This window comes from Actinomycetes bacterium, assembly GCA_022396035.1.
GTDB lineage: Bacteria > Actinomycetota > Humimicrobiia > Humimicrobiales > Humimicrobiaceae > Halolacustris.
Window position 1 is genome coordinate 1 of sequence record JAIOXO010000002.1, and the last position, 21,235, is coordinate 21,235.

General features: G+C 41.0%; 21 protein-coding genes. 20 read left to right on the forward strand and 1 reads right to left on the reverse strand.

The genetic code is table 11. The features are described 5' to 3' along the window. The first annotated feature begins 50 nt into the window (after positions 1 to 50). The 14 genes from carB to rsmB are packed head-to-tail and all read left to right on the forward strand — an operon-like array spanning position 51 to position 15,173. Positions 51 to 3,263, forward strand: a complete 3,213-nt coding sequence (carB, locus tag K9H14_01075) for a carbamoyl-phosphate synthase large subunit (GenBank protein MCG9478784.1) — start codon at positions 51 to 53, stop codon at positions 3,261 to 3,263. Beyond that, positions 3,260 to 4,045, forward strand: coding sequence for a dihydroorotate dehydrogenase electron transfer subunit (locus K9H14_01080; GenBank protein MCG9478785.1), 786 nt, complete (start codon positions 3,260 to 3,262; stop codon positions 4,043 to 4,045). Before carB ends, K9H14_01080 begins: the two co-directional genes overlap by 4 nt. A 16-nt stretch (positions 4,046 to 4,061) precedes the next feature. Continuing rightward, complete coding sequence (locus K9H14_01085) at positions 4,062 to 4,967, forward strand: dihydroorotate dehydrogenase (GenBank protein ID MCG9478786.1); 906 nt, start codon at positions 4,062 to 4,064, stop codon at positions 4,965 to 4,967. Next, positions 4,964 to 5,698: an orotidine-5'-phosphate decarboxylase gene (pyrF, locus tag K9H14_01090; GenBank protein MCG9478787.1), complete on the forward strand. Its 735-nt coding sequence runs from the start codon at positions 4,964 to 4,966 to the stop codon at positions 5,696 to 5,698. Before K9H14_01085 ends, pyrF begins: the two co-directional genes overlap by 4 nt. 1 nt (position 5,699) lies before the next feature. Next, positions 5,700 to 6,299, forward strand: a complete 600-nt coding sequence (pyrE, locus tag K9H14_01095; protein MCG9478788.1) for an orotate phosphoribosyltransferase — start codon at positions 5,700 to 5,702, stop codon at positions 6,297 to 6,299. Between the two features lie 54 nt (positions 6,300 to 6,353). Further along, complete coding sequence (locus K9H14_01100; GenBank protein ID MCG9478789.1) at positions 6,354 to 6,680, forward strand: integration host factor; 327 nt, start codon at positions 6,354 to 6,356, stop codon at positions 6,678 to 6,680. Beyond that, positions 6,680 to 7,258 carry a guanylate kinase gene (gene gmk, locus K9H14_01105; protein ID MCG9478790.1) on the forward strand — a complete coding sequence of 193 codons (579 nt, stop codon included), beginning with the start codon at positions 6,680 to 6,682 and terminating at the stop codon, positions 7,256 to 7,258. The genes K9H14_01100 and gmk overlap by 1 nt, the downstream gene beginning before the upstream one ends. Then, a complete protein-coding gene (gene rpoZ / locus K9H14_01110) occupies positions 7,251 to 7,487 on the forward strand; it encodes a DNA-directed RNA polymerase subunit omega (protein MCG9478791.1) in 237 nt (78 codons plus the stop codon). Before gmk ends, rpoZ begins: the two co-directional genes overlap by 8 nt. A gap of 3 nt (positions 7,488 to 7,490) precedes the next feature. Then, entirely contained in the window at positions 7,491 to 8,696 is a 1,206-nt protein-coding gene (gene coaBC / locus K9H14_01115) for a bifunctional phosphopantothenoylcysteine decarboxylase/phosphopantothenate--cysteine ligase CoaBC (protein MCG9478792.1), read from the forward strand. 28 nt (positions 8,697 to 8,724) lie between these two features. Then, positions 8,725 to 9,930 carry a methionine adenosyltransferase gene (metK, locus tag K9H14_01120; GenBank protein ID MCG9478793.1) on the forward strand — a complete coding sequence of 402 codons (1,206 nt, stop codon included), beginning with the start codon at positions 8,725 to 8,727 and terminating at the stop codon, positions 9,928 to 9,930. A gap of 18 nt (positions 9,931 to 9,948) precedes the next feature. After that, entirely contained in the window at positions 9,949 to 12,351 is a 2,403-nt protein-coding gene (gene priA, locus K9H14_01125; GenBank protein MCG9478794.1) for a primosomal protein N', read from the forward strand. A gap of 14 nt (positions 12,352 to 12,365) precedes the next feature. Beyond that, positions 12,366 to 12,875: a peptide deformylase gene (gene def / locus K9H14_01130; GenBank protein ID MCG9478795.1), complete on the forward strand. Its 510-nt coding sequence runs from the start codon at positions 12,366 to 12,368 to the stop codon at positions 12,873 to 12,875. Further along, positions 12,875 to 13,813 carry a methionyl-tRNA formyltransferase gene (gene fmt, locus K9H14_01135; GenBank protein MCG9478796.1) on the forward strand — a complete coding sequence of 313 codons (939 nt, stop codon included), beginning with the start codon at positions 12,875 to 12,877 and terminating at the stop codon, positions 13,811 to 13,813. The genes def and fmt overlap by 1 nt, the downstream gene beginning before the upstream one ends. Further along, positions 13,797 to 15,173 (forward strand): 16S rRNA (cytosine(967)-C(5))-methyltransferase RsmB, encoded by a 1,377-nt coding sequence (gene rsmB, locus K9H14_01140; protein ID MCG9478797.1) that lies wholly within the window; start codon positions 13,797 to 13,799, stop codon positions 15,171 to 15,173. The genes fmt and rsmB overlap by 17 nt, the downstream gene beginning before the upstream one ends. A 2-nt stretch (positions 15,174 to 15,175) precedes the next feature. Here the strand turns inward: rsmB and rpmB are convergent, their stop codons facing one another. Then, a complete protein-coding gene (gene rpmB, locus K9H14_01145) occupies positions 15,176 to 15,367 on the reverse strand; it encodes a 50S ribosomal protein L28 (GenBank protein MCG9478798.1) in 192 nt (63 codons plus the stop codon). 232 nt (positions 15,368 to 15,599) lie between these two features. Here rpmB and K9H14_01150 point away from each other — a divergent pair, with 232 nt between their 5' ends. The 6 genes from K9H14_01150 to K9H14_01175 all read left to right on the forward strand — a co-directional run bounded on the left by K9H14_01150 (position 15,600) and on the right by K9H14_01175 (position 21,231). Continuing rightward, positions 15,600 to 17,267, forward strand: coding sequence for a DAK2 domain-containing protein (locus K9H14_01150; protein ID MCG9478799.1), 1,668 nt, complete (start codon positions 15,600 to 15,602; stop codon positions 17,265 to 17,267). A gap of 17 nt (positions 17,268 to 17,284) precedes the next feature. Continuing rightward, positions 17,285 to 17,836, forward strand: coding sequence for a 16S rRNA (guanine(966)-N(2))-methyltransferase RsmD (gene rsmD, locus K9H14_01155; GenBank protein MCG9478800.1), 552 nt, complete (start codon positions 17,285 to 17,287; stop codon positions 17,834 to 17,836). 12 nt (positions 17,837 to 17,848) lie between these two features. After that, positions 17,849 to 18,343, forward strand: coding sequence for a pantetheine-phosphate adenylyltransferase (gene coaD / locus K9H14_01160; GenBank protein MCG9478801.1), 495 nt, complete (start codon positions 17,849 to 17,851; stop codon positions 18,341 to 18,343). Positions 18,344 to 18,361: 18 nt separating this feature from the next. Continuing rightward, the gene (locus K9H14_01165) at positions 18,362 to 18,820 is read left to right on the forward strand and encodes an ATPase (GenBank protein MCG9478802.1); all 459 of its coding nucleotides are present in this window, start codon (positions 18,362 to 18,364) and stop codon (positions 18,818 to 18,820) included. A gap of 93 nt (positions 18,821 to 18,913) precedes the next feature. Continuing rightward, positions 18,914 to 19,102 (forward strand): 50S ribosomal protein L32, encoded by a 189-nt coding sequence (rpmF, locus tag K9H14_01170; GenBank protein ID MCG9478803.1) that lies wholly within the window; start codon positions 18,914 to 18,916, stop codon positions 19,100 to 19,102. 20 nt (positions 19,103 to 19,122) lie between these two features. After that, positions 19,123 to 21,231, forward strand: a complete 2,109-nt coding sequence (locus K9H14_01175; protein MCG9478804.1) for an acetate--CoA ligase family protein — start codon at positions 19,123 to 19,125, stop codon at positions 21,229 to 21,231. Positions 21,232 to 21,235: the final 4 nt, after the last annotated feature.

Consider the following 21,235-nt stretch of genomic DNA (forward strand, 5'->3'; position numbering starts at 1 on the left):
TTTTTAAGAGATTTATTAATATAATTGAAAATTTTAAATAGGAAGATTTTATGCCTAAAAGGAAAGACTTAAAAAAGATTTTAATAATAGGCTCGGGACCCATAATAATAGGGCAGGCTTGTGAGTTTGACTATTCGGGAACCCAGGGCTGTAAGGTATTAAAAGACGAAGGTTATGAAGTAATACTGGTAAACAGCAATCCTGCTACTATTATGACTGATCCTGAATTTGCGGATAAAACCTATATTGAGCCGCTTACCCCGGAATTTGTGGAAAAAGTTATAATAAAAGAAAGGCCGGATGCACTGCTGTCAACCCTGGGGGGCCAGACCGGGCTAAATATTGCAGTAAGCCTGGAGGAAGCAGGGGTGCTTAAGAAATATGGAGTGGAACTTCTGGGTGCCAATGTGGATGTTATAAACAAGGCTGAAGACAGGGCTTTGTTTAAGCAGGCCATGAGAGATATCGGCTTATATGTTCCACCCAGCGAATATGCTCACAGTCTTGAAGAAGCCCTGGGGTTTAGCGAAAAGCTTAAATTTCCCCTGGTAGTGAGGCCCAGTTTCACTCTGGGCGGCCTGGGGGGTGGAGTTGCTTTCAATAAAGAAGAATTTACGGAAACGGTTTTAAGGGGCCTGGATCTTTCACCCATTGGCAGGGTTTTAATTGAAAAATCGGTGGCGGGCTGGAAAGAGTTCGAACTGGAGGTAATGAGGGACAAAGCGGATAATGTAGTGATTGTATGCTCCATAGAAAATTTTGATCCCATGGGGGTACATACCGGAGACAGCATAACCGTTGCTCCTGCGCAAACCCTTACCGACCAGGAATACCAGAATATGCGTAATGCGGCATTAAGGATTATCAGGGAAATTGGGGTAGAGACCGGGGGGTCTAATATTCAGTTTGCTATAAATCCGGAAAATGGCCAGATGGCAGTAATTGAAATGAATCCCAGGGTATCAAGAAGCAGTGCACTGGCCAGTAAGGCCACCGGGTTTCCTATTGCCAAGATAGCCACCAAGCTGGCCATTGGCTATAATCTGGATGAGATACCTAATGATATTACCAAAAAAACACCTGCCTGTTTTGAGCCGTCAATAGATTATGTGGTTGTAAAATTTCCCCGGTGGGCTTTTGAAAAGTTCCCGGGTACAGACCCCACGCTAACCACCAGGATGAAATCAGTGGGTGAAGCAATGGCCATAGGCAGGACCTTTAAGCAGGCTTTGCAGAAAGCTATACGTTCGCTGGAAATAGACCGTTATGGCCTGGGCGCTGATGGATATGATCATATAAAGCAGGAGATGCTTTTCAAAAAACTCTCTGTGCCTAATCAGGATAGAGTTTTTTATATAAAACTTGCATTTGAGATGGGCAAGACCGTAGAACAGATTTATGAATATACCAAAATAGACCCTTGGTTTTTATACAATATAAAGCAACTGGTGGAATTCGAAAAAAAGTTTTCTAATCGTAATCTGGCCAGCCTGAGCAGACAGGATTTGCTGGAAGCAAAAAGGCTGGGGTATTCAGATATCCAAATTGCACATATGTGTAACAGTTCCCAGGAAAAAGTAAGAAAGCTTAGAAAGAAGCTGGACCTGGTTGCAACCTTTAAAACCGTAGATACCTGTGCTGCTGAGTTTGAGGCTTATACCCCTTACTATTATTCTACTTATGAATCTGAGGATGAAGTAAAACCTTCAGATAAAGATAAAATAGTAATACTGGGCAGCGGACCCAACCGGATAGGACAGGGAATAGAATTTGACTACTGCTGCGTTCATGCTTCATTTGCCCTGCACCAGGATGGCTATGAAACCATAATGGTAAACTGCAATCCAGAAACGGTGAGTACCGATTATGATACTTCGGACCGGTTGTATTTCGAACCTTTAACTTTTGAAGATGTAATGAACATCATAGAAGCAGAGAAACCGATAGGGGTAATAGTGCAGTTTGGCGGTCAGACTCCCTTGAAATTAGCCCAGCAGCTGCAAAATGAAGGTGTAAACATACTGGGTACTTCTCCGGACAGCATAGATCTGGCCGAAGACAGGCAAAGGTTTGGGGCTATGCTTTCAGAGATGGGTATTCCTCAGCCCGATAATGGCACGGCCTTAAACATAGACCAGGCTATAGAAATTGCCAATCGGATCGGTTATCCGGTACTGGTTAGGCCTTCCTATGTACTGGGAGGCAGGGCTATGAGTATAGTTTATGATCAGGATTCCCTTAAAAATTATGTACGGGATGCTGCCCTGGTGTCACCGGACAGGCCCATACTCATAGACAAATTCCTGGAAAGAGCAATTGAAATAGATGTGGATGCAGTGTTTGACGGTGAAGAAATATTTATCGGGGGAATAATGGAGCACATCGAAGAGGCAGGGATACATTCAGGAGACAGCGCCTGTGTTATCCCGCCTTTTACCCTGGATTCCAAAACTCTTGATACCCTGAGAAAATATACCTACCAGATAGCAGAAAAACTGAAAGTAAGGGGTCTTATTAATATCCAGTATGCCATAAAGAATTCAAAGGTTTTTGTTCTGGAAGCTAACCCCAGGGCTTCGAGAACCATACCCTTTATAAGCAAGTCAATTAATATTCCTTTAGCCAAGATAGCATCCAGGGTAATGACTGGAAAAAAATTAAAGGCTCAGGATTTTGAAAGGAAAGATTCTACCAAATTAAATTATTTCAGCATCAAAGAAGCAGTAATGCCTTTTAACCGTTTTCCTGGCATTGATACCATTTTGGGGCCGGAGATGAAATCAACAGGAGAGGTTATGGGAATAGACCCCAACTTTGGTATAGCTTTTGCCAAGTCCCAGATTGCTACCAACCAGAAATTTCCTGTACAGGGCACTGTGTTTATAAGCGTAAGTGACCGGGACAAGCAGCAAATAGAGGATATTGCCAGGGGATTTATGGATCTGGGTTTTAAAATAATTACCACCAAGGGAACCGGGGAATTTTTGGAAGGCAAGTCCATAAAATGTGATTCAGTGCTTAAAATAAGGGAAGGCAGGCCCAATGTTCTGGATCTTATTAAAAACGGGGATGTAGACCTTATAATAAACACACCCGAAGGAAGCACTGCCAGGAGCGATGGTTATTATTTAAGGACGGCAGCAGTACTGCACAATGTAACTTCCATAACCACCATATCCGGTGCTTCGGCAGTAATGCAGGGAATAAAGGAATTAAGATCAAACGTTAATGTAAAAGTTAAAGCTATTCAGGACTATAAATGAAATCTGTAAGCGGGGAAGTTGTAAATAATAGAAGGCTGGGTGATGATCTGTTTAAAATTGACATTTTTTCACCCTATGTATGCAGGAATGCAGGGCTGGGCCAGTTTATAAATATAAAATGTTCAGAACCTGGACAGCATGATCCTTTATTGCGACGGCCCTTCAGCATTTATGATATAGAGCAGTCCTTTAATGTAATAACTGTTCTTTATCAGTTAAGGGGCAAGGGAACCAAATATCTGTCCGGCCTGGTCAAAGGCGATGTAATAGATTTTTCCGGCCCCCTGGGACAGCCCATAGAGATAAGCAGCGACAGGGTACTGCTTATAGGGGGAGGCATAGGTATTGCTCCCCTGTTTTTTATTGCCAGTAAATGTATTGCTGAGTCAAGAAAAGTCCGCATTCTTGCGGGCTTTAAGGATGACAGTTTCAGATTGATAGAAAGAGACATAATGAGGCTTAATATTGATTACAGCATATACTGCGAAAAGGACCACTGGGCCAATCCCGGCCAGGTGGTGGAAGGTTTAGCTGATATACAGAAATACAGTGAATATGATACCTACTGTTGTGGACCCAGGCCCATGCTGAAAGTACTGCAGAACAAGTTATCAGAGCATAGAGGAAAAACAGTGGCTATTCTGGAAGAATGGATGGCCTGCGGGGTAGGGGTTTGCGCAGGGTGTGCGGTAAAAATAAGGCAGGATATGAACGGATATGTCTATAAAAAAGTGTGCAGCGATGGTCCCGCATTCAACCTCAGGGAGGTAATTTTTGACTGATTATTTTGTTCCCGGTCTGGCAGTAGAGCTGGGAGACTTGAAACTAAAGAATCCGGTAATTACCTGCTCGGGTACTTTTGGATCCGGTATAGAATATGCCAACTTTTATGATCCTTCCATACTGGGTGCAGTTACCACCAAAAGTTTTTCGCTTTCGCCCAGGCAGGGCAACCCTCCTCCCAGAATTTTTGAGACCGCAGGGGGGATATTAAATTCAATAGGACTTCAGAATCCTGGAATTGATAAGTTTATAAGTTATGACCTGCCTCTGATAAAAAAGTTAAATATCAATGCTATATTAAGCATATTTGGTGAAACTATTGCAGAATTTGAGCAGATTGCTGGCCGGATCCTGGATGTAGCCGACCAGATAGGGGGAGTGGAACTTAATCTCTCCTGCCCCAATGTAGATAAGGGAGGAATGGCTTTCTGCAGCTGCCCTGAAGATATAAGAGAAATCGCATCTAGGGTCAAGCAAATATTAAATAGACCCGTAATAGTTAAACTAAGCCCCAATGTAGGACAATTAAAGCATCAGGCCCTGGCGGCTAAACAGGGAGGAGCCGATGCGGTTTCGCTTATTAACACTCTGGTGGGAACCGCGTTTGACATAGAAACTTTTAAGCCCCGGCTGGGCAATGTGACCGGTGGGCTTTCCGGACCGGCCATAAAGCCTATAGCTCTGGCCAAGGTGCTTGAGATTGCCAGGGAAGAAATAATTCCGGTAATAGGGATGGGTGGAATATTTGATTACCGGGATGCTTTGGAATTTATGGTAGCTGGAGCTGCTGCGGTAGGGATAGGTACGGTTAATTTTATAGATTATAATGCGGGGAAAAAAATAATTAATGGCATGACTGATTATCTGAATAGCAAAAACATAGACCATATTGGAAAAATAATAGGAAGGGCTTTTAAATGAAGCGAAAAGAACTGAAGCCTGAAGACCGCCTTATAGTAAGTATTGATGTTTCTACCAGGCAGCAGACTATTTCTGTCTGCCAGAATATAGCCAACCGGGTGAGCACAGTGAAGATAGGGCTGGAGCTTATATACAGCCAGGGGCTGGGCATACTGGATACGGTTAAGAGTTTTGGCTACAACATAATGCTGGATTCAAAATTATTAGACATACCCAATACAGTATCCGGAGCCTGCAGGGCCATTGCTCAAATCAAACCGTTTGCAGTTACTGCACATACCCTTGGCGGCCCCCGGATGATCTCTGATGCCAAAGCCGCATTAGAGGATGCTTCCAGGGAAGATGACCAGATTGCCCCTATGTTGTTTGGGGTAACCGTGCTTACCAGTCTGGATGACAGGGACCTGGGGCAAATGGGTATAGATAAAAGCTATATGGAAATGGTAGATTCTCTGGTGAAGATGTCCCTGAATGCAGGGATAGACGGAATAGTATGCTCTCCCAGAGAAGCTGCAGGCCTCAGGAAAAAATTTGGGGATGATTTTTACCTTATTACCCCGGGGATAAGGCTGGCTCAGGACGAAAAAGGTGACCAGAAAAGAATAAGCACTCCCGGGCAAGCGATAGCGGATGGAGCAGATTTCTTAGTGGTAGGCCGTTCCATAACCACCAAAGATGATGTATCATCAGCTATAGACTTATTTTTACAAGAAATAGAAAGGGCACTGTAATATGTTAAAGATAGTAAGCCAGAATAAGAATCTGGATATAATGGGGATGTTCAAGCAGACGGGAGCCATTCTGGAGGGCCATTTCAAGCTTACCTCAGGCTATCACAGCCAGTATTATCTGCAATGCGCCAGGTTGTTAAAACACCCCGATCTCACTAAAAAATTGGCAGAAGAAACCAGTAATATGCTTTCTGAATTAATTGATACAGGTGATGTGGATTTAATAGTTTCACCGGCAATAGGAGGAATATTCTACGGATATATGATAGCTTACAGCATGGGTACAGAGATGATTTTCACGGAAAGAAAATCGGATCAGATGGAGCTGAGAAGAGGCTTTGATATAAAAAAAGGCCAGAAGATTGTGGTGGCTGAGGATGTAGTTACCACCGGAGGTTCAGTTAAGGAAGTAATTGATATATGCCACAAAAAAGAAGCCGAGGTTATGGCAGTAGTATCCATAGTAGACCGCTCCCAGGAAGCAGACTTTGGTCTTCCGTACCGTTCTCTTATAAGCTTAAATATTGAAAAATTTTCACCTCAGGATTGCCCCCTGTGTAAAGCTGGTGTTAAAATGGATATTCCAGGCAGTAGAAAATAGGGTAGCTATCTGCTAGGTTCACTTTTATTATTTAATGCATGAAAGATTTTTGATATGCCTGTAAATAACCTGGATAGTGAAGTAAGGCGTAAAGGCTTAATAAAAGCCAGAGAAATCAGAAAAAAGAGGTCAGACTTAAAAAAGGCTTTAAAATCAGAGAAGATCAGCCTGAAATCTGTATTTCAGGATAAGGATTTTTTTGAACAGGTTGTAGGAAATATGAAAGCCATAGAATTGGTTAGTGCACTTCCGGGCATAGGAAGAGTAAGGGCAGAAAGTATATTAACTGAAGAGCTAAAAATAAGCCTATCCAAGAAAATTGGCGGCCTGGGCAAAAACCAGAAACAAAGATTTTATAATTATTTTAGAATTAGAGATTAATGGCGGACCAGGGTAAAATATTTGTCATTTCCGGACCTTCAGGAGCTGGTAAAAGCAGCCTTATCAGGGATGCTTTAAAAGATATGAAAGGATTTGTTAAATCCTTATCAGTGACTACCAGGCCTATGAGAAAGAATGAAAAAAAGAATAAGCATTACCGTTTTATTTCTGAACCCCAGTTTCAGAGCCTGATTGAAGAAGACAAATTGCTGGAATGGGCTGATTACTGCGGTTATCTTTATGGAACTCCAGTAGATTTTGTCATAGAAAAAATCAAACAGGGTATCAATGTCATACTGGAAATAGAAGTAAAGGGAGCCATGAAGGTAAAGAAAAAAATAAGTGACGCCTATATGATCTTTATTACTACTACCAGTGTGGAGGAGCTAGAAAGAAGATTACTGGGTAGAAATACAGATGACAGGTCACAGATAGAAAAAAGGATTGAAGTCGCCGAAGAAGAATTAAAGTATACCAAATACTATGATTGCATAATTGTAAATAACAATTATAATGAAACTTTACTAAATTTAAAGGCAGTATTAAACCAAGAAAAAGGAGGAAAGCATTTTGACTGAGGTACCTTATATCGATACTTATATTAAAAAATTAGATAATAAATATAATCTATGTATAGCGGTTGCTAAACGGGCCAGGGAGCTGGGCAGCTATATGTCTGCCAAGAGGAATATGGAAAGAGTAAACGTGGTTCCGCCTCTGGTGGATATAGACTCCAGGGACCCTTTAGAGATTGCTTTGAATGAAATAAAAGAGGGGGTTGTCAGCTATATAAGAACTGACAAGTAATTCATGACTTCAGTATTTGAAGGAAAAAAAATTGTTCTTGGTGTTACCGGGTCCATAGCTGCTTATAAAGCGGCTCAGGTTTGCAGCCATCTGGTAAAGATGGGAGCCACAGTATATCCTGTCATGACGCCAAATGCGCTTAATTTTTTAGGTATTTCTACCTTAAACGCTTTAAGCGGCAATGAAACCATATATGATCAGTTCAGAGATAGAAAAACCGACCATATTTCTCTAGCCCACAGTGCGGATGCGATGATAATTGCACCGGCTACCGCCAATACCATTTCCAAATTGGCCATGGGCATATGTGATAATTTCTTAACTACTACCGCACTTGCCGCCACTTGCCCGGTGCTAATAGCGCCGGCCATGAATGAAAGCATGTACACACAGCAGTCATTACAGGAGAATATCCGGAAGCTTGAATCATGGGGTAAGTTCTTTTTTGCTGGGCCGGCTGAAGGAAGACTGGCCTGCGGGGAAGAAGGAAAAGGTAAAATGGTAGAGCCGGATAAAATTCTGGACAGCCTGTTAGAAGTTCTATCCTTTTCCCGGCAATTAATGGACAAAACGGTATTGGTGACAGCCGGGGGAACCAGAGAATATATTGATTCGGTAAGATATATTTCCAATGCTTCCAGCGGTAAAATGGGCCATGCGCTGGCCCGGGAAGCAAAATTAAGGGGAGCAAAACGGGTTATATTGATAACATCCGCCCGGAACCTTAACCGTCCGTTCGGGGTGGAGACTATAGGGGTAGAAAGTTCTATGCAGATGAGGGATAAAGTGCTGGAATTTTATAGTAAAGCCGATGTAACTATCATGGCTGCAGCGGTCAGTGATATTATTCCCGGGCAGAGATTTGACTACAAGTTAAAGAAAAAAGATGATATATTATCCCAATTGAGTTTCAAGTTAAACCAGAATATTTTGCAGCTGCTTGCCCGGGAAAAGAAACAGGGCCAGGTGCTGATAGGTTTTGCGGCAGAGACCGAACTGACCGAACAAAATATGCTGGAGAAATTCAAGGACGGCAACATAGATATGATTGTGGCTAATGATATTTCCAAACAAGGCATGGGTATCGGCAGTGACTATAACCAGGTAATCCTGGTAAGTCCTGACGGCAGCCGCACATTAGTAGAGAAGGCTAAAAAAAATATAATAGCCAGAAAAATATGGGCGAATATAATTGATAATTATTTATAGAAAGAAAAGAATTTAACAGGGGGCACAAATGTCAAAGAAGGGTTCATACTTATTTACGTCAGAATCAGTAACCGAAGGCCATCCGGACAAAATGGCTGACCAGATATCAGATGCTATATTGGATTCAATAATAGTTGATGATCCCAAATGCAGGACTGCTATTGAAACCTTACTTAAAACCGGGCTGGTAGTGGTTGCCGGCGAGGTTACCACTGAAACTTATGTGGAAATTCCAGATATAGTAAGGACAACTATTAAGGATATCGGGTATACCCGTGCTAAATATGGATTTGATTATGAGACCTGCGGAGTGATTGTATCCATAGGAAGACAATCTACCAATATAGCCCAGGGAGTAAATAAGGCCTATGAAGCCAGACTGGGTAACGGTTATGAAGATGAAATTGATTATCAGGGAGCAGGAGACCAGGGTATGATGTTTGGTTATGCCTGTAATGAAACCGAAGAATATATGCCTTTGCCAATAATGCTGGCCCATAAGCTTTCCCACCGGCTTTCTGAAGTAAGGAAAGCGGGTATACTGCCATATCTTAGACCTGATGGCAAATCACAGGTAACGGTAAGGTATGAAGATGGCAAACCGGTCAGTGTGGACACCATTGTGCTCTCCAGCCAGCATGCTCCAAATATTGATACTGATACCCAGATTAAACCTGATTTTAAGGAATTTGTGGTTAAGCCCATAATACCAGAAGACTTACTGGCAAAAGATTATCAGCTGCTGGTTAACCCAACAGGCGAGTTTACCATTGGAGGTCCCATGGGTGACACCGGACTTACCGGAAGGAAAATCATTGTGGACACCTATGGCGGAGTAGCCAGGCACGGAGGCGGAGCTTTTTCCGGTAAGGATCCTTCCAAAGTTGACCGTTCTGCAACCTATGCAGCCAGGTATGTAGCCAAGAACTTAGTGGCGGCAGGGGTAGCAGAAAAACTGGAAATCGAAGTGGCCTATGCTATAGGAAAATCCCATCCGGTCTCCTTGATGGTGGAAACCTTTGGTACGGAAAAGGTGGATGTATCCAAAATAGAGAAGGCAGTCAGAGAGATATTTGATTTAAGGCCGGGAGCTATTGTCAGGGATCTTGATCTGTTGAGGCCAATCTATAAGAAAACAGCAGCTTACGGCCATTTCGGCAGGCACGACCGTGACTTTACCTGGGAAAAACTGGATAAGGTTGATGATATTAAAAGCATGCTGGGATTAAAATAAAGTACCTAGTGTCAATATATGGTTAACAAACACCAATATGCTGAAGTCATATTAGGGATAAAAGCCCTGGATATCGATCACCCTTTTGACTATGAAGTACCTGAAAATTTAGATGACCTGGATATTGGAGCAGTGGTTATGGTTCCTTTCCAGTCCAGGCTGGAGATTGGTTACATCGTCAGATTAAAGAGCCATAGCCGCCTGAAATCAAGTCAGCTGAAACCAATCCATAGCCTTATAGCATCTGCTCCGGTATTTGATAAATTCAGAATCAAACTCATATACTGGATGTCCTTTTATTACCTGCAGCCTCTGGCCAGTGTGGCCCAGCTGTTTACACCACCCGGCAAGGAGCCAAAGATAGAAAAAATATGGAAGGCGGTAAGGGCAGACCGTAAATTGGATCAGCTAAAAGTTAGCTTTCCACTGCCTGACAGGCAGCTACAGGATAACCCCGGTTTAAAAGAAGAAATCCTGAGATACCAAAGACAGGGCTTAATAACCCAGGGTTACCGGTTAATTAAACCATCTGTAGGTTTCAAATACAGGCAGATGGTATCTTTGAATAATGAAGGTTTATTTAAATTTAAAAAGTCTTCTACCTATAAAAGAAGTCATGCCCAGAAGAGAATAATACAGTTACTGCAGCAAAGGGGCAAAAGCAGTAAAGAAGACTTAATCAAAAAATCAAACTCCGGCTATACCAGCCTTAAGGCTTTACAGAACAAGGGTGTGGTGAATATAGAAGAAGAAAGGGTTAAAAGGAATTTTAAGTATGATGAGGAGAACCAGGCCAGCCCTGATGTGACTTTAAATATTTATCAGAAGCAATGTCTTCAGTCTGTATCTTCTGCCCTAAAGGCTAACCAGTTTAAGGCATTTTTGGTGGAAGGAGTAGCCGGCAGCGGCAAAACCAAAGTTTATATTGAAGCCTGCAAACAGGTTATAGAGAAGGGTAGAAAAGCCCTGGTTCTTACTCCGGAAATATCCTTAACCCCGCAACTATTTGCAAGGTTTACCCAGGAATTTGGAGAAGAAGTATGTGTTTATCATTCTAATATGAGCCAGGCAGAGCGCTACGAAAGGTGGATGGAAGTAGCAGAAGGAAAAAACAAGATAGTGGTGGGCACCAGATCCGCAATATTTCTACCGTTTAAAGACTTAGGTATAATAGTAGTGGACGAAGAGCATGACCCCTCCTATAAAGAGAATTCCAAGGTAAGGTACAATCTTGGGGATGTAGCCCTGAGACTGGGAAGGATTCTAAACATACCGGTGGTTTTTGGAAGCGCCACCCCTTCTGTAGTGATAAGGTATAAGGCTGAAACCGAAAGTGATTTTGAGCTGCTGAAGATGCCGGAAAAAGCTACCAGGTCCAGGGATATACTGAAGGAGGTTATTGATTTAAAAAAGGTAAATTCTGCCAGCCAGAGCCATATTATTACCAATAGGCTGCATCAGGCTATTAAGGAACATTTAGATAAACAGAATAAGGTTATAATTTTTATAAATAAAAGAGGCTACAGCAATTTTTTAATCTGCAACTCCTGCGGGCATGTACTGAAATGTCCTGCCTGCAACCTGGCTCTAAAATACCATATTACAGACAATGTTTTACGATGCCATCATTGCGGCAGAGAGTTTGGTTACAGCCCCAACTGCAGCCAATGCGGTCAAAAGAATATACTGTTAAAAGGTACAGGGATACAAAGAGTGGAGAGGCAGCTAAACTTAAGATTTAAACCGGTTCCGGTGTTGAGGATGGATTCTGATGCAACCGTGGAAAAAAAGTCCCACCAAAAAATCCTTAACAGCTTTCTAAAACCGGGACCAGCCATTCTTCTGGGCACCCAGATGATAGCCAAGGGCCTGGATATTGAAGATGTGACCCTGGTAGGGATTATTAATTGTGACTCCATGCTTGAATTACCTGATTATCATATGTATGAAAGAGCTTACCAGTTAATAAGCCAGGTAGCAGGAAGAGCGGGAAGAAAATCCAAACAGGGAAAAGTTATAATACAGACTTACAATCCCCGGCATGAAGTGATAAGTTCTTTTTTAAAACAGGATTACCAGAGTTTTTACCTACAGGAACTTAAAAACAGGAAAGAGCTGTCATATCCCCCCTTTTCACATATAGTTAATATAGTAATATCGGGAACAGAACAGCAGAAGGTACAGGCAGAAAGTCAACGGTTCTTTACAGAATTAAGCAAAGTAATTAAAATTAAAGCTATCTTATTAGGGCCTTCGCCTGCCCCCTTTAGTAAGATAAACCGTTATTACAGGTGGCATATAATGATTAAAACAGAAGACCTAAATAGATTAATGGCCAATTTTAATAAATTTATGAAAAATTACAGGAAAGTGGCAGATACCAGAATTATTATTGACGTGGATCCGGCATGGATTCTTTAAGTGGAAGGTGAGTTATGTCTATTAGGAAAATAAGAGTATTGGGTGATCCGGTTCTGAGGGAAAAAAGCCGTGCTGTAGAGCAGATAGATGATGCTGTATTGACCCTGGCAAAGGATATGGCTGATTCCATAAATACTGGTTATCAAGCCGGAGTGGGCCTGGCAGCACCTCAGATAGGTGTGAGTAAAAGGGTTATTGCCATTAACCTAGAAGAGGATATGCAGGTTTATATAAACCCGGAAATAAAGGTTTTAGATGACCAGACCGAGCTGGAAGAAGAAGGCTGCCTCAGTTTGCCCCACCTTAGGGCTGATGTAGTCCGAAATACAAAAATAAGGGTAGAAGCATTAAATCTAGAGGGCAAAAAAATTGAGGTGGTGGCCGAAGGTATACTGGCCAGGGTATTCCAGCACGAAGTAGATCATCTGGAAGGCACTTTGTTCATAGATAGGCTGGATAAGAAAACCAAGAGGAAGCTGCTTTTCCAGTATGATAGTGAGCAAACCGAAGAGGGAAAAAAATAGTGGATTTATTATTTTTAGGATCGTCGGATTTTTCAGTTCCTTTTCTGGATGCATTGTATTGTTCCCATAACAATATATCGATGGTTATAACTTATCCTGATATGCCCCAGGGCAGGGGTAAAAGACTGTTGGCCAATCCGGTTAAAAAGAAAGCAGCAGAATTAGGTTTAAGGATTTTAGAGGCAAAAAAGATTGGTAAAAAAGAAATCAGCTCCCTGTCCGGCGAAAAGTTCAACGGGGCGGTGGTGGTATCATGCGGTATAATTTTACCTGAATCATTTTTGTCCCTTGTACCCCACCGGTGTATTAATGTTCACCCTTCATTGCTTCCCAGATACAGGGGTCCTTCTCCCATAACCGGGGCTTTAAAAAATGGAGATGAATTAACCGGGGTATCCATAATGGAGGTTACTCCGCAGTTGGATGCCGGCCCTGTTTTTTCCCAGACCATTATAAAGATAGACAAAAAAGATAATAAGGATAAGCTGAAATTTAAACTGGTAAAGATAGGATGCCCCTTGCTGGAAGCAACCCTGGGACTTATAGAAAACAATAATCTGGATTCTTTTGACCAGGATGAAAGCAGGGCTACCTATACTTTTAGGCTGGAAAGAAAAGATTTGCAAATAGAATGGGATCAGAAATCATCCCAGATTAATAATAACATAAGGGCTTATAGTGCTTCCCCCGGCTGTTACTGCTATTTAGATAAGAAGAGAATTAAAATTCTGCAGGCAGAACTGCCTGCAGATAGAAGAGGTAAAAACTTGCCCCCGGGCACCATTATTGATATCCATAACCAGCAGGGGATAGAAGTACAGTGCGGGCAAAATACCAATATCTGGCTCCAGGTTCTTAAACCGGAGAATAAGAATTCCATGCATTTTAAAGATTTCCTCAACGGTTACAGGTTAAAGCCCGGTGACAGTTTTGGTTAAACAAAATGCAAGAGACATTGCCTATAAAATACTGGACCAGTATTTTAATAAGCAAAAGCCCCTGAATTCAGCCCTGGATAATATACTTGCTGGAAAAATCTCCCGGCTGGATAAAAATTTTGCCTATAATGTGGTGAAGGGAACTGTAAGGCACCGGATTTTTATTGATTATTGCATAAGCCAGCTATCACATGTTTCATTAAGCCAACTGGATACGGAAGTAGTAACCATATTGAGGCTGGGAGTATTCCAGATCCTTTATCTGGATAAGGTTCCCTACTACAGTATTGTTGATGAATCAGTAAAGCTGGCCAAAAAATATGTTCACAGCGGTGCAGCCAAATTTATTAATGCTATCCTGAGGAAATTATCCTCATTTGAACAGCCGAAATTGCATATGATGCAATTGCTGGACAGGGAAAATTACCATGAGTTTAAAAGAACAAGCATACACTACTCATACCCGGAGTGGCTGGTAGAGTACTGGATCGGTCACTATGGCCAAATGGAGGCTGAAAAATTGATGTATAGCTTAAATGGTAACCCCTTTACCTTCTTAAGGATTAATCCGGAGATAGACCGCCTGCAGGCAGCTAAAGAATTAAACCTTAAGCAGGAGGAAAGCCAGATTGATTCCGGACTGCCCCCAGGGCTGGCTAAACTGAATTTCCGGTTGTCCTCTTTGGGCTCAATACTGGACAGTCAATTGTTTTATAACGGTTTAATAACTGTACAGGATATTTCTTCACAGATAGCAGTAAGATATTTTCTCAATCCCCAGTCCGGAGAAAAGATATTAGACCTGTGTGCTGCTCCTGGAGGAAAATCTCTTTTTGCTTCCCAGCTTATGGAAGGCAGGGGACATATAGTGTCAGTAGATATAAGCAGAAAAAAAATAAAGAGAATGGAAGAAAATATCGAAAGGCTGGGTATAGAAAATATTGAACTGTTGGAGGATGATGCCACCAGTTTGAAAAGCCTGGGCAAAGACAGGGTTTTTGATAAAATATTTGTGGATGCGCCCTGCAGCGCTTTGGGGACTATTTCCAAGAACCCGGATGCAAAGTATGGCCGGGATTATAAGGATTTAGAGAGGCTGGGTGAAAAATCATACCAGATACTAAAATGTGCAAAAGACTATCTCCGGCAGAAGGGGCACCTTATATTCTACACCTGTACCTTATCCCCGGTAGAAAACCAGCAAGTTGTAAAGAGGTTTTTAAAAAGCTTTCCCAATTTTAGTGCTGAAGAAAAAATATCCACTCAAGTAAAACCTAAAATCAGTGATGGATTTATGGAAATAATGCCCTATTATTATGGCAGCGAAGGTGGTTTTGCCTGCCGTATGATTAAGGGGTGAATCTAAACAACCTTTTTGACTTTATTGGATTTAAGGCACCGGGAACAGATATTTATTCTTTTAACTTTGCCATTAATTTCTGCTTTAATCTTTTGCAGGTTGGGTTTAAAGACTTTTCTGGTCTTTTTATGTGAATGGCTAACACTATTCCCAAAAAGGGGGCCTTTGCCACATATATCGCATTTTGCAGACATTTATATACTCCTGATATTAATATTACCAATTTTAAAACAGCTAGAAATATATCATTATATTTTTTAATTAGCAAGACAAACAAATCTTAATTTTGATTGACCGGAAACTATTTTTAGTAAAATAAGTCAATATCATTACTAGAGGATGAACAATTGTAATTAATTTTGTATACTTATTTGTTAAAGTATCCAATATAATAAAAATGAAAGTTATAATTAAAGGTGAAAGATTATGTTTCAAAAATTAAATCCAGATATAGTCAAGAAGACAGTATCCATTATTATTGAAACTTTTTCTGAAAATGAAGAACATATAAATAATTTAAATGTTTTTCCGGTCCCTGACGGGGATACCGGAACCAATATGCTTTTAACCTTGAAATCCATAAATGAGGAGATCACTAAACTCAATAAATATAATATTAAAAACATTTCAGAATCGGTATCTTTTGGGGGCCTAATGGGGGCCAGGGGAAATTCAGGGGTTATACTTTCCCAGATATTGAAAGGCTTTTTTGATGTGATAATGGAACAGGAAGATGTGGATCTGGAAATTTTGAGACAGGCTTTGGCCTCGTCAAAGGAAATGGCTTACAGTTCTGTGCAAAACCCTACCGAAGGAACCATGCTCACCACCATAAAAGATATACATCGGGCGGTTGAGAATATGGCAAACGGCAGCAAAGATGACATAGATTACAAGAATCTGGTTAACATGCTGATTAAAGAAACAGAAAAATCAGTTACCCGAACTACCTATCTTTTGCCGGTTTTAAAACAGGCGGATGTTGTAGATGCAGGAGCCAAGGGGATTCTGGTTATCCTGAAAGGCCTGAAGAAGGCTCTGGAACAATTAAAAGTGATAGATGGAAAGATAACCAGAAACAAGGTGGGCGCTAATCCGGGAAGATCCAAACCCCAGTCCAAACAAGAATCCTATAAACAGTTGAGCCAGCTGAATGTATCTTCTGATATCAAGTATACTTATTGTACCGAGCTTATAGTAAAGGGAGAAAAAATAAATGTAGAGAAGCTTAAGGATAACATAGAAAGCTATGGAGATAGTGCCATGGTGGTAGGGAATGAAAAGCTGGTGAAAATACATGTACATACCAATCAGCCCCATAAGGTGTTAAAGCGGGCGATAAGGGAAGGAAGCTTGCACGAGATACAGATAAATAACATGGTGGAACAGAGCAGGCAAGCCAATATTATGGAAGGCAAAGAAGAAGAAGTCAAACTCAGGAAAGCTTCGGTTGTAGCTGTGGCCAACGGAGAAGGACTGGTAGAGATTTTTAAGAGCATAGGTGTTGATTATATTATAAGTGGAGGCCAGACCATGAATCCTTCTACTTATGATATGGTAAAGGCAATTAACAACATTGATGCTGAAACAATAATAATTCTGCCCAATAATAAAAATATAATTGCTACTGCCAAACAGGCTAAGCGTATCGTAAAAAAGGAAGTGCATGTGGTCCCTACGGAAACCATTCTACAGGGAATAAGTTCGGTGCTGGCTTTTAACCAGGATATGGAAATAGATGAAAATGTTTACGGTATGTCTGAAGCCATAAAGTCGGTAAAGAGCGGTGAGATAACCCGGGCGGTAAGGGACGCGAACCTGCTGGTGGGAGAGATAAAGAAAGGCGAATTCATAGGTCTCCATGATGGCAAGGTAAGGGTAATATCAGATAACATTGTTGATGCTACCCTGGATCTGGTAAGAGACATGGTTAAGGGCCAGGAGGAAGTAATTACCTTTTATACCGGTGCAAACTTAAACAAAGAGGATATGGGGCTTATAAAAGAAAAAATAAAGCAGCATTTTCCTCAGCTGGAGATAGAGTTCCATAATGGAGGGCAACCATTATATCCTGTAATCTTTTCCATAGAATAATATAAAGGTGATTACCAATTAGGATTATTTCTGGCAAGTACAAAGGTAGAAAACTTAAAATCCCATCCAATCTGGATATCAGGCCAACCCAGGACAGGGTAAAGGAAAGCATTTTTAGTGTCCTTGGTTTTCAACTGGAACAAAAGAACATACTTGATTTGTTCGCGGGCAGTGGTTCCCTGGGACTGGAGGCTTTAAGCAGGGGAGCAGGCCGGGTTTGTTTTGTGGATAAGAGTATTGGGGCAATTAAACTTATTAAACATAATATTGGCATAGTGGGCATTGACCGGGATAGTTATAATGTCATAAGGGATGATGCGGAAAGATTCTTAAAAAAATCTTCTGAGTACCACTGGGATATAGTATTTTTAGATCCTCCCTATAAAATATCTGAGGCTAAAATGGCGAAGATTTTTGGTATCCTGGCCCTGGGCCAGATAATAGATAAACAATCAATAATTGTTTATGAATATTTTTTTAAAAAAAATATATACCATGAAATAAAAAAACTTAATATAATAAAAGAATACCATTACGGTGATAAGAAGGTTAGTTATTTAAAGCTTTAAAGGATGTATTTAATGGAAAGAACAGCAATTTGCCCCGGTACCTATGATCCAATTACCGAAGGGCACCGCGATATCATAATCAGATGTTCAAAAATCTTTAAAAAAATAGTAGTAGCGGTTTCGGATACTCCCAAAAAAAGGCCCTTGTATTCTCTGGTCAAAAGAATAGACTTTGTGAAGCGTGTGCTGGGGGGAATTGAGAATGTGGAAGTAGTATCCTTTAATTGTCTTCTGGTAGATGTAGCCAAGAAGGCCAAAGCCAAGGTTATAGTAAAAGGCCTGAGGGCTATTTCGGATTTTGAATACGAGTTTCAAATGGCCCAGATTAATAAAAAGCTTAACCCTGAAGTTGAAACTATGTTTTTAATGACTAATCCCAGGTATGCCTACCTCAGTTCAAGCGCGGTTAAAGAGATTGCAGCTCTTGGAGGTTGTATAAAGGATTTAGTGCCTAAGGAGATTGAATCGGATATAGTTGAAAGTTTTAATAATAATATATTTGAATAATAAAACGGAGAGGAAAATATGGATGCTTTAGAAATAGTGGATAAAATTGAAGAATTGGTGGAAAAAAGCAAGAAGCTTCCGTTTTCGTCCAATGCCATAATTAACGAAAACGAAATCTATGATTTAATTGATGAACTCCGGAGCTTGTTCCCGGAAGAACTAAAACAGGCAAGGTGGATTGTCAAAGAAAGAGAAGGAATGATTGAAGAAGCAAAAAGGCAGTCTACCCGGATAGTAAAAGAGGCTGAAGAAAGAGCTCAGGTGTTGGTTGGCGAGACCGAGGTATTGAAAAATGCCAATAAGAAGGCTGAGGAAATAATGTCAATGGTGGAAGCCAAGGCAAGAACCATAAGGCTGGAGGCCGAAGATTATGCCGATGAAAAGCTGGCCAACCTGGAAGCGGTGCTCCATAAACTGCTTTCTGCAGTGGAAAGGGGTAGGGACCAGTTTAAAGCTACTTTAAAGTCTGAACAATAACATTGAATAATAAAAATTTTATGGTATAGTACTATGTTTGTTTGGGCTTATAACAGCCTTGTAACATATTATACTTATAGGAGGTAGGTTATCATGGCGGTTCCAAAACGGAGGACCACAAGCAGTAAAAGGGATATGCGCAGAAGCCACGATCGGTTAAAGGCGTTAAATATAGTAGATTGTCCCAGATGCCATAGCAAAAAATTGGCTCACAGGGTTTGTGAAAGTTGCGGTTATTACAGCAACCAGGAAATCATAAAAATGGAAACAGAAAAAAAATAAAATTAATTAGATGGAGGTAGATGGTGAGTCTGGATAGTTTATTTTGCCCCAATTCAGTAGCAGTGGTTGGGGCATCTAGGGAAAGCGGAAAAGTAGGCAATACCATTTTAAACAATGTTATTAATTCAAAATTCAAGGGAAAGATTTTTCCAATCAACCCCAAGTCGGATAAAATTCACGGATTAAAATGCTATAAATCATTGCTGGATGTACCCCAGGATATAGATCTGGCAGTAATTGTAATTCCAGGAAAATATGTGATCTCTACCCTGGATGATTGTGCTAAAAAAAAGGTAAAGGCAGCTATCGTCATTTCAGCAGGCTTTAAGGAAGTAGGAAAAGAAGGAGCTAGGCTGGAAGTAGAGATGATTAAGAAAGCCAGAGAGTACGGCATAAGGATACTGGGACCTAATTGCCTGGGAATGATTGATACTTCCTGTCCCCTTGACGCCTCTTTTTCTCCAACCTTACCTGGTCCTGGAAGCATAAGCTTTATATCCCAGTCGGGTGCACTGGGGACCTCAGTATTGGACTGGGCTAAATTTGCTGATATCGGGATCTCCAAGTTTGTATCTCTGGGGAATAAGTCCGATATTTCAGAAAATGACTGCATAGAGTATATGGAAAACGATGATAGCTGCAAGGTTATCACTGCTTATCTGGAGGGCGTAAAAGATGGAAGAAAATTCATAGATATAAGCAGCAAGGTTTCCAAGAAAAAGCCGATAATTGTGGTTAAGGCTGGAAATACAAGTGCTGGAGCCAGAGCTGTTTCTTCACATACCGGGACCCTTGCCGGTTCTGGAAAAGCATATACAGCATCCTTTAAACAATCAGGCATTATAAGAGCCCATACCATTAAAAACCTTTTTGATTATGCCAATACTTTTGCCAATCAGCCATTGCCTAAAGGCAAAAAAGTTGCAATAATAACAAATGCAGGAGGTCCGGGTATTATGGCCACCGATGCTTGTGAAGAAAGTGACATACCCCTGGCTAGCCTGGATAAGAAGACTATAGAAGAACTGAAAGAATTTTTACCGGCTGCTGCCAATTTCTACAACCCGGTGGATGTATTAGGAGATGCTGGTGCAGATAGATACCAAAAAACCCTGGAAGTTGTGCTAAAAGATAAGAATGTAGAGGCAATTATAGTGATTCTAACTCCGCAGTCTGTAACCCAACCCTATGAAACAGCCCAGGCAATAATAGAAGAAGTAAAAGACAGTGGAACCAAGATTCCGGTTATCAGCTGTTTTATGGGTGGCGATCAGGTACATAAGGGAATCAACTATTTAAGAGATCATGGCATACCAAACTATGATATACCCGAGACTGCAGTGGAAACCTTAAAAGTAATGATTGACTATAGTGAATGGAAAAATAAAAAAACTTTCAAGATTAAAGAGTTCAAGGTGGACACCAAAAGCGTAAAGGAGCTTTTTGAAACCAATAAACAGATAGGCCGGCTTGAGCTGGGCGAGATGGAAGCCAGAATCGTTTTAGGGGCCTATGGAATAGAAATCCCCAAGGCTGAATTAGCTACTGATATCAGTGAAGCTAAAAATATTGCTAAAAAAATTGGCTATCCACTGGTTCTTAAAATAGTCTCTCCCAATATATTGCATAAAACCGATGTGGGCGGCATCAAGGTAGGCATTTCTGATGAAAAGGAACTGGAAGAGGAATTTGAACAGATGCTCTGGAATGTGAAAAAATATATGCCAGATGCCAATATTAAAGGTATTTTAATCCAGGAAATGGTACAATCAAAGAAAGAAACTATTATTGGAATTAATAAAGACCCTCAATTTGGGCCAATGATTATGTTTGGTCTGGGAGGAATATATGTAGAAGTCCTAAAGGATGTATCTTTCCGGATTGCCCCAATTGCCAGGGATGATGCTATAGAAATGATAAATGAGATTAAGACTATTAAATTGCTTAAAGGAGCCAGGGGGGAAGCGCCTTCCGATATAGACAGTATAGTGGAAGTGCTGCTAAGGATTTCTCAACTGGTTATGGATTTTCCGGAAATAATAGAAATGGATATAAATCCTCTTTTTGTTAAGAGCAAAGGCCAGGGCTCTATTGCCGGGGATGTAAGGATTAGAATAGGCGAAAATTAAAAAC

Bases quoted from the DNA above. Each gene is read 5' to 3' on its own strand.
- carB (MCG9478784.1), top strand. From the start codon at position 51: ATGCCTAAAAGGAAAGACTTAAAAAAGATTTTAATAATAGGCTCGGGA.
- K9H14_01080 (MCG9478785.1), top strand. From the start codon at position 3,260: ATGAAATCTGTAAGCGGGGAAGTTGTAAATAATAGAAGGCTGGGTGAT.
- pyrF (MCG9478787.1), top strand. From the start codon at position 4,964: ATGAAGCGAAAAGAACTGAAGCCTGAAGACCGCCTTATAGTAAGTATT.
- pyrE (MCG9478788.1), top strand. From the start codon at position 5,700: ATGTTAAAGATAGTAAGCCAGAATAAGAATCTGGATATAATGGGGATG.
- K9H14_01100 (MCG9478789.1), top strand. From the start codon at position 6,354: ATGCCTGTAAATAACCTGGATAGTGAAGTAAGGCGTAAAGGCTTAATA.
- gmk (MCG9478790.1), top strand. From the start codon at position 6,680: ATGGCGGACCAGGGTAAAATATTTGTCATTTCCGGACCTTCAGGAGCT.
- coaBC (MCG9478792.1), top strand. From the start codon at position 7,491: ATGACTTCAGTATTTGAAGGAAAAAAAATTGTTCTTGGTGTTACCGGG.
- metK (MCG9478793.1), top strand. From the start codon at position 8,725: ATGTCAAAGAAGGGTTCATACTTATTTACGTCAGAATCAGTAACCGAA.
- priA (MCG9478794.1), top strand. From the start codon at position 9,949: ATGGTTAACAAACACCAATATGCTGAAGTCATATTAGGGATAAAAGCC.
- def (MCG9478795.1), top strand. From the start codon at position 12,366: ATGTCTATTAGGAAAATAAGAGTATTGGGTGATCCGGTTCTGAGGGAA.
- rpmB (MCG9478798.1), bottom strand. From the start codon at position 15,367: ATGTCTGCAAAATGCGATATATGTGGCAAAGGCCCCCTTTTTGGGAAT.
- K9H14_01150 (MCG9478799.1), top strand. From the start codon at position 15,600: ATGTTTCAAAAATTAAATCCAGATATAGTCAAGAAGACAGTATCCATT.
- coaD (MCG9478801.1), top strand. From the start codon at position 17,849: ATGGAAAGAACAGCAATTTGCCCCGGTACCTATGATCCAATTACCGAA.
- K9H14_01165 (MCG9478802.1), top strand. From the start codon at position 18,362: ATGGATGCTTTAGAAATAGTGGATAAAATTGAAGAATTGGTGGAAAAA.
- rpmF (MCG9478803.1), top strand. From the start codon at position 18,914: ATGGCGGTTCCAAAACGGAGGACCACAAGCAGTAAAAGGGATATGCGC.
- K9H14_01175 (MCG9478804.1), top strand. From the start codon at position 19,123: ATGGTGAGTCTGGATAGTTTATTTTGCCCCAATTCAGTAGCAGTGGTT.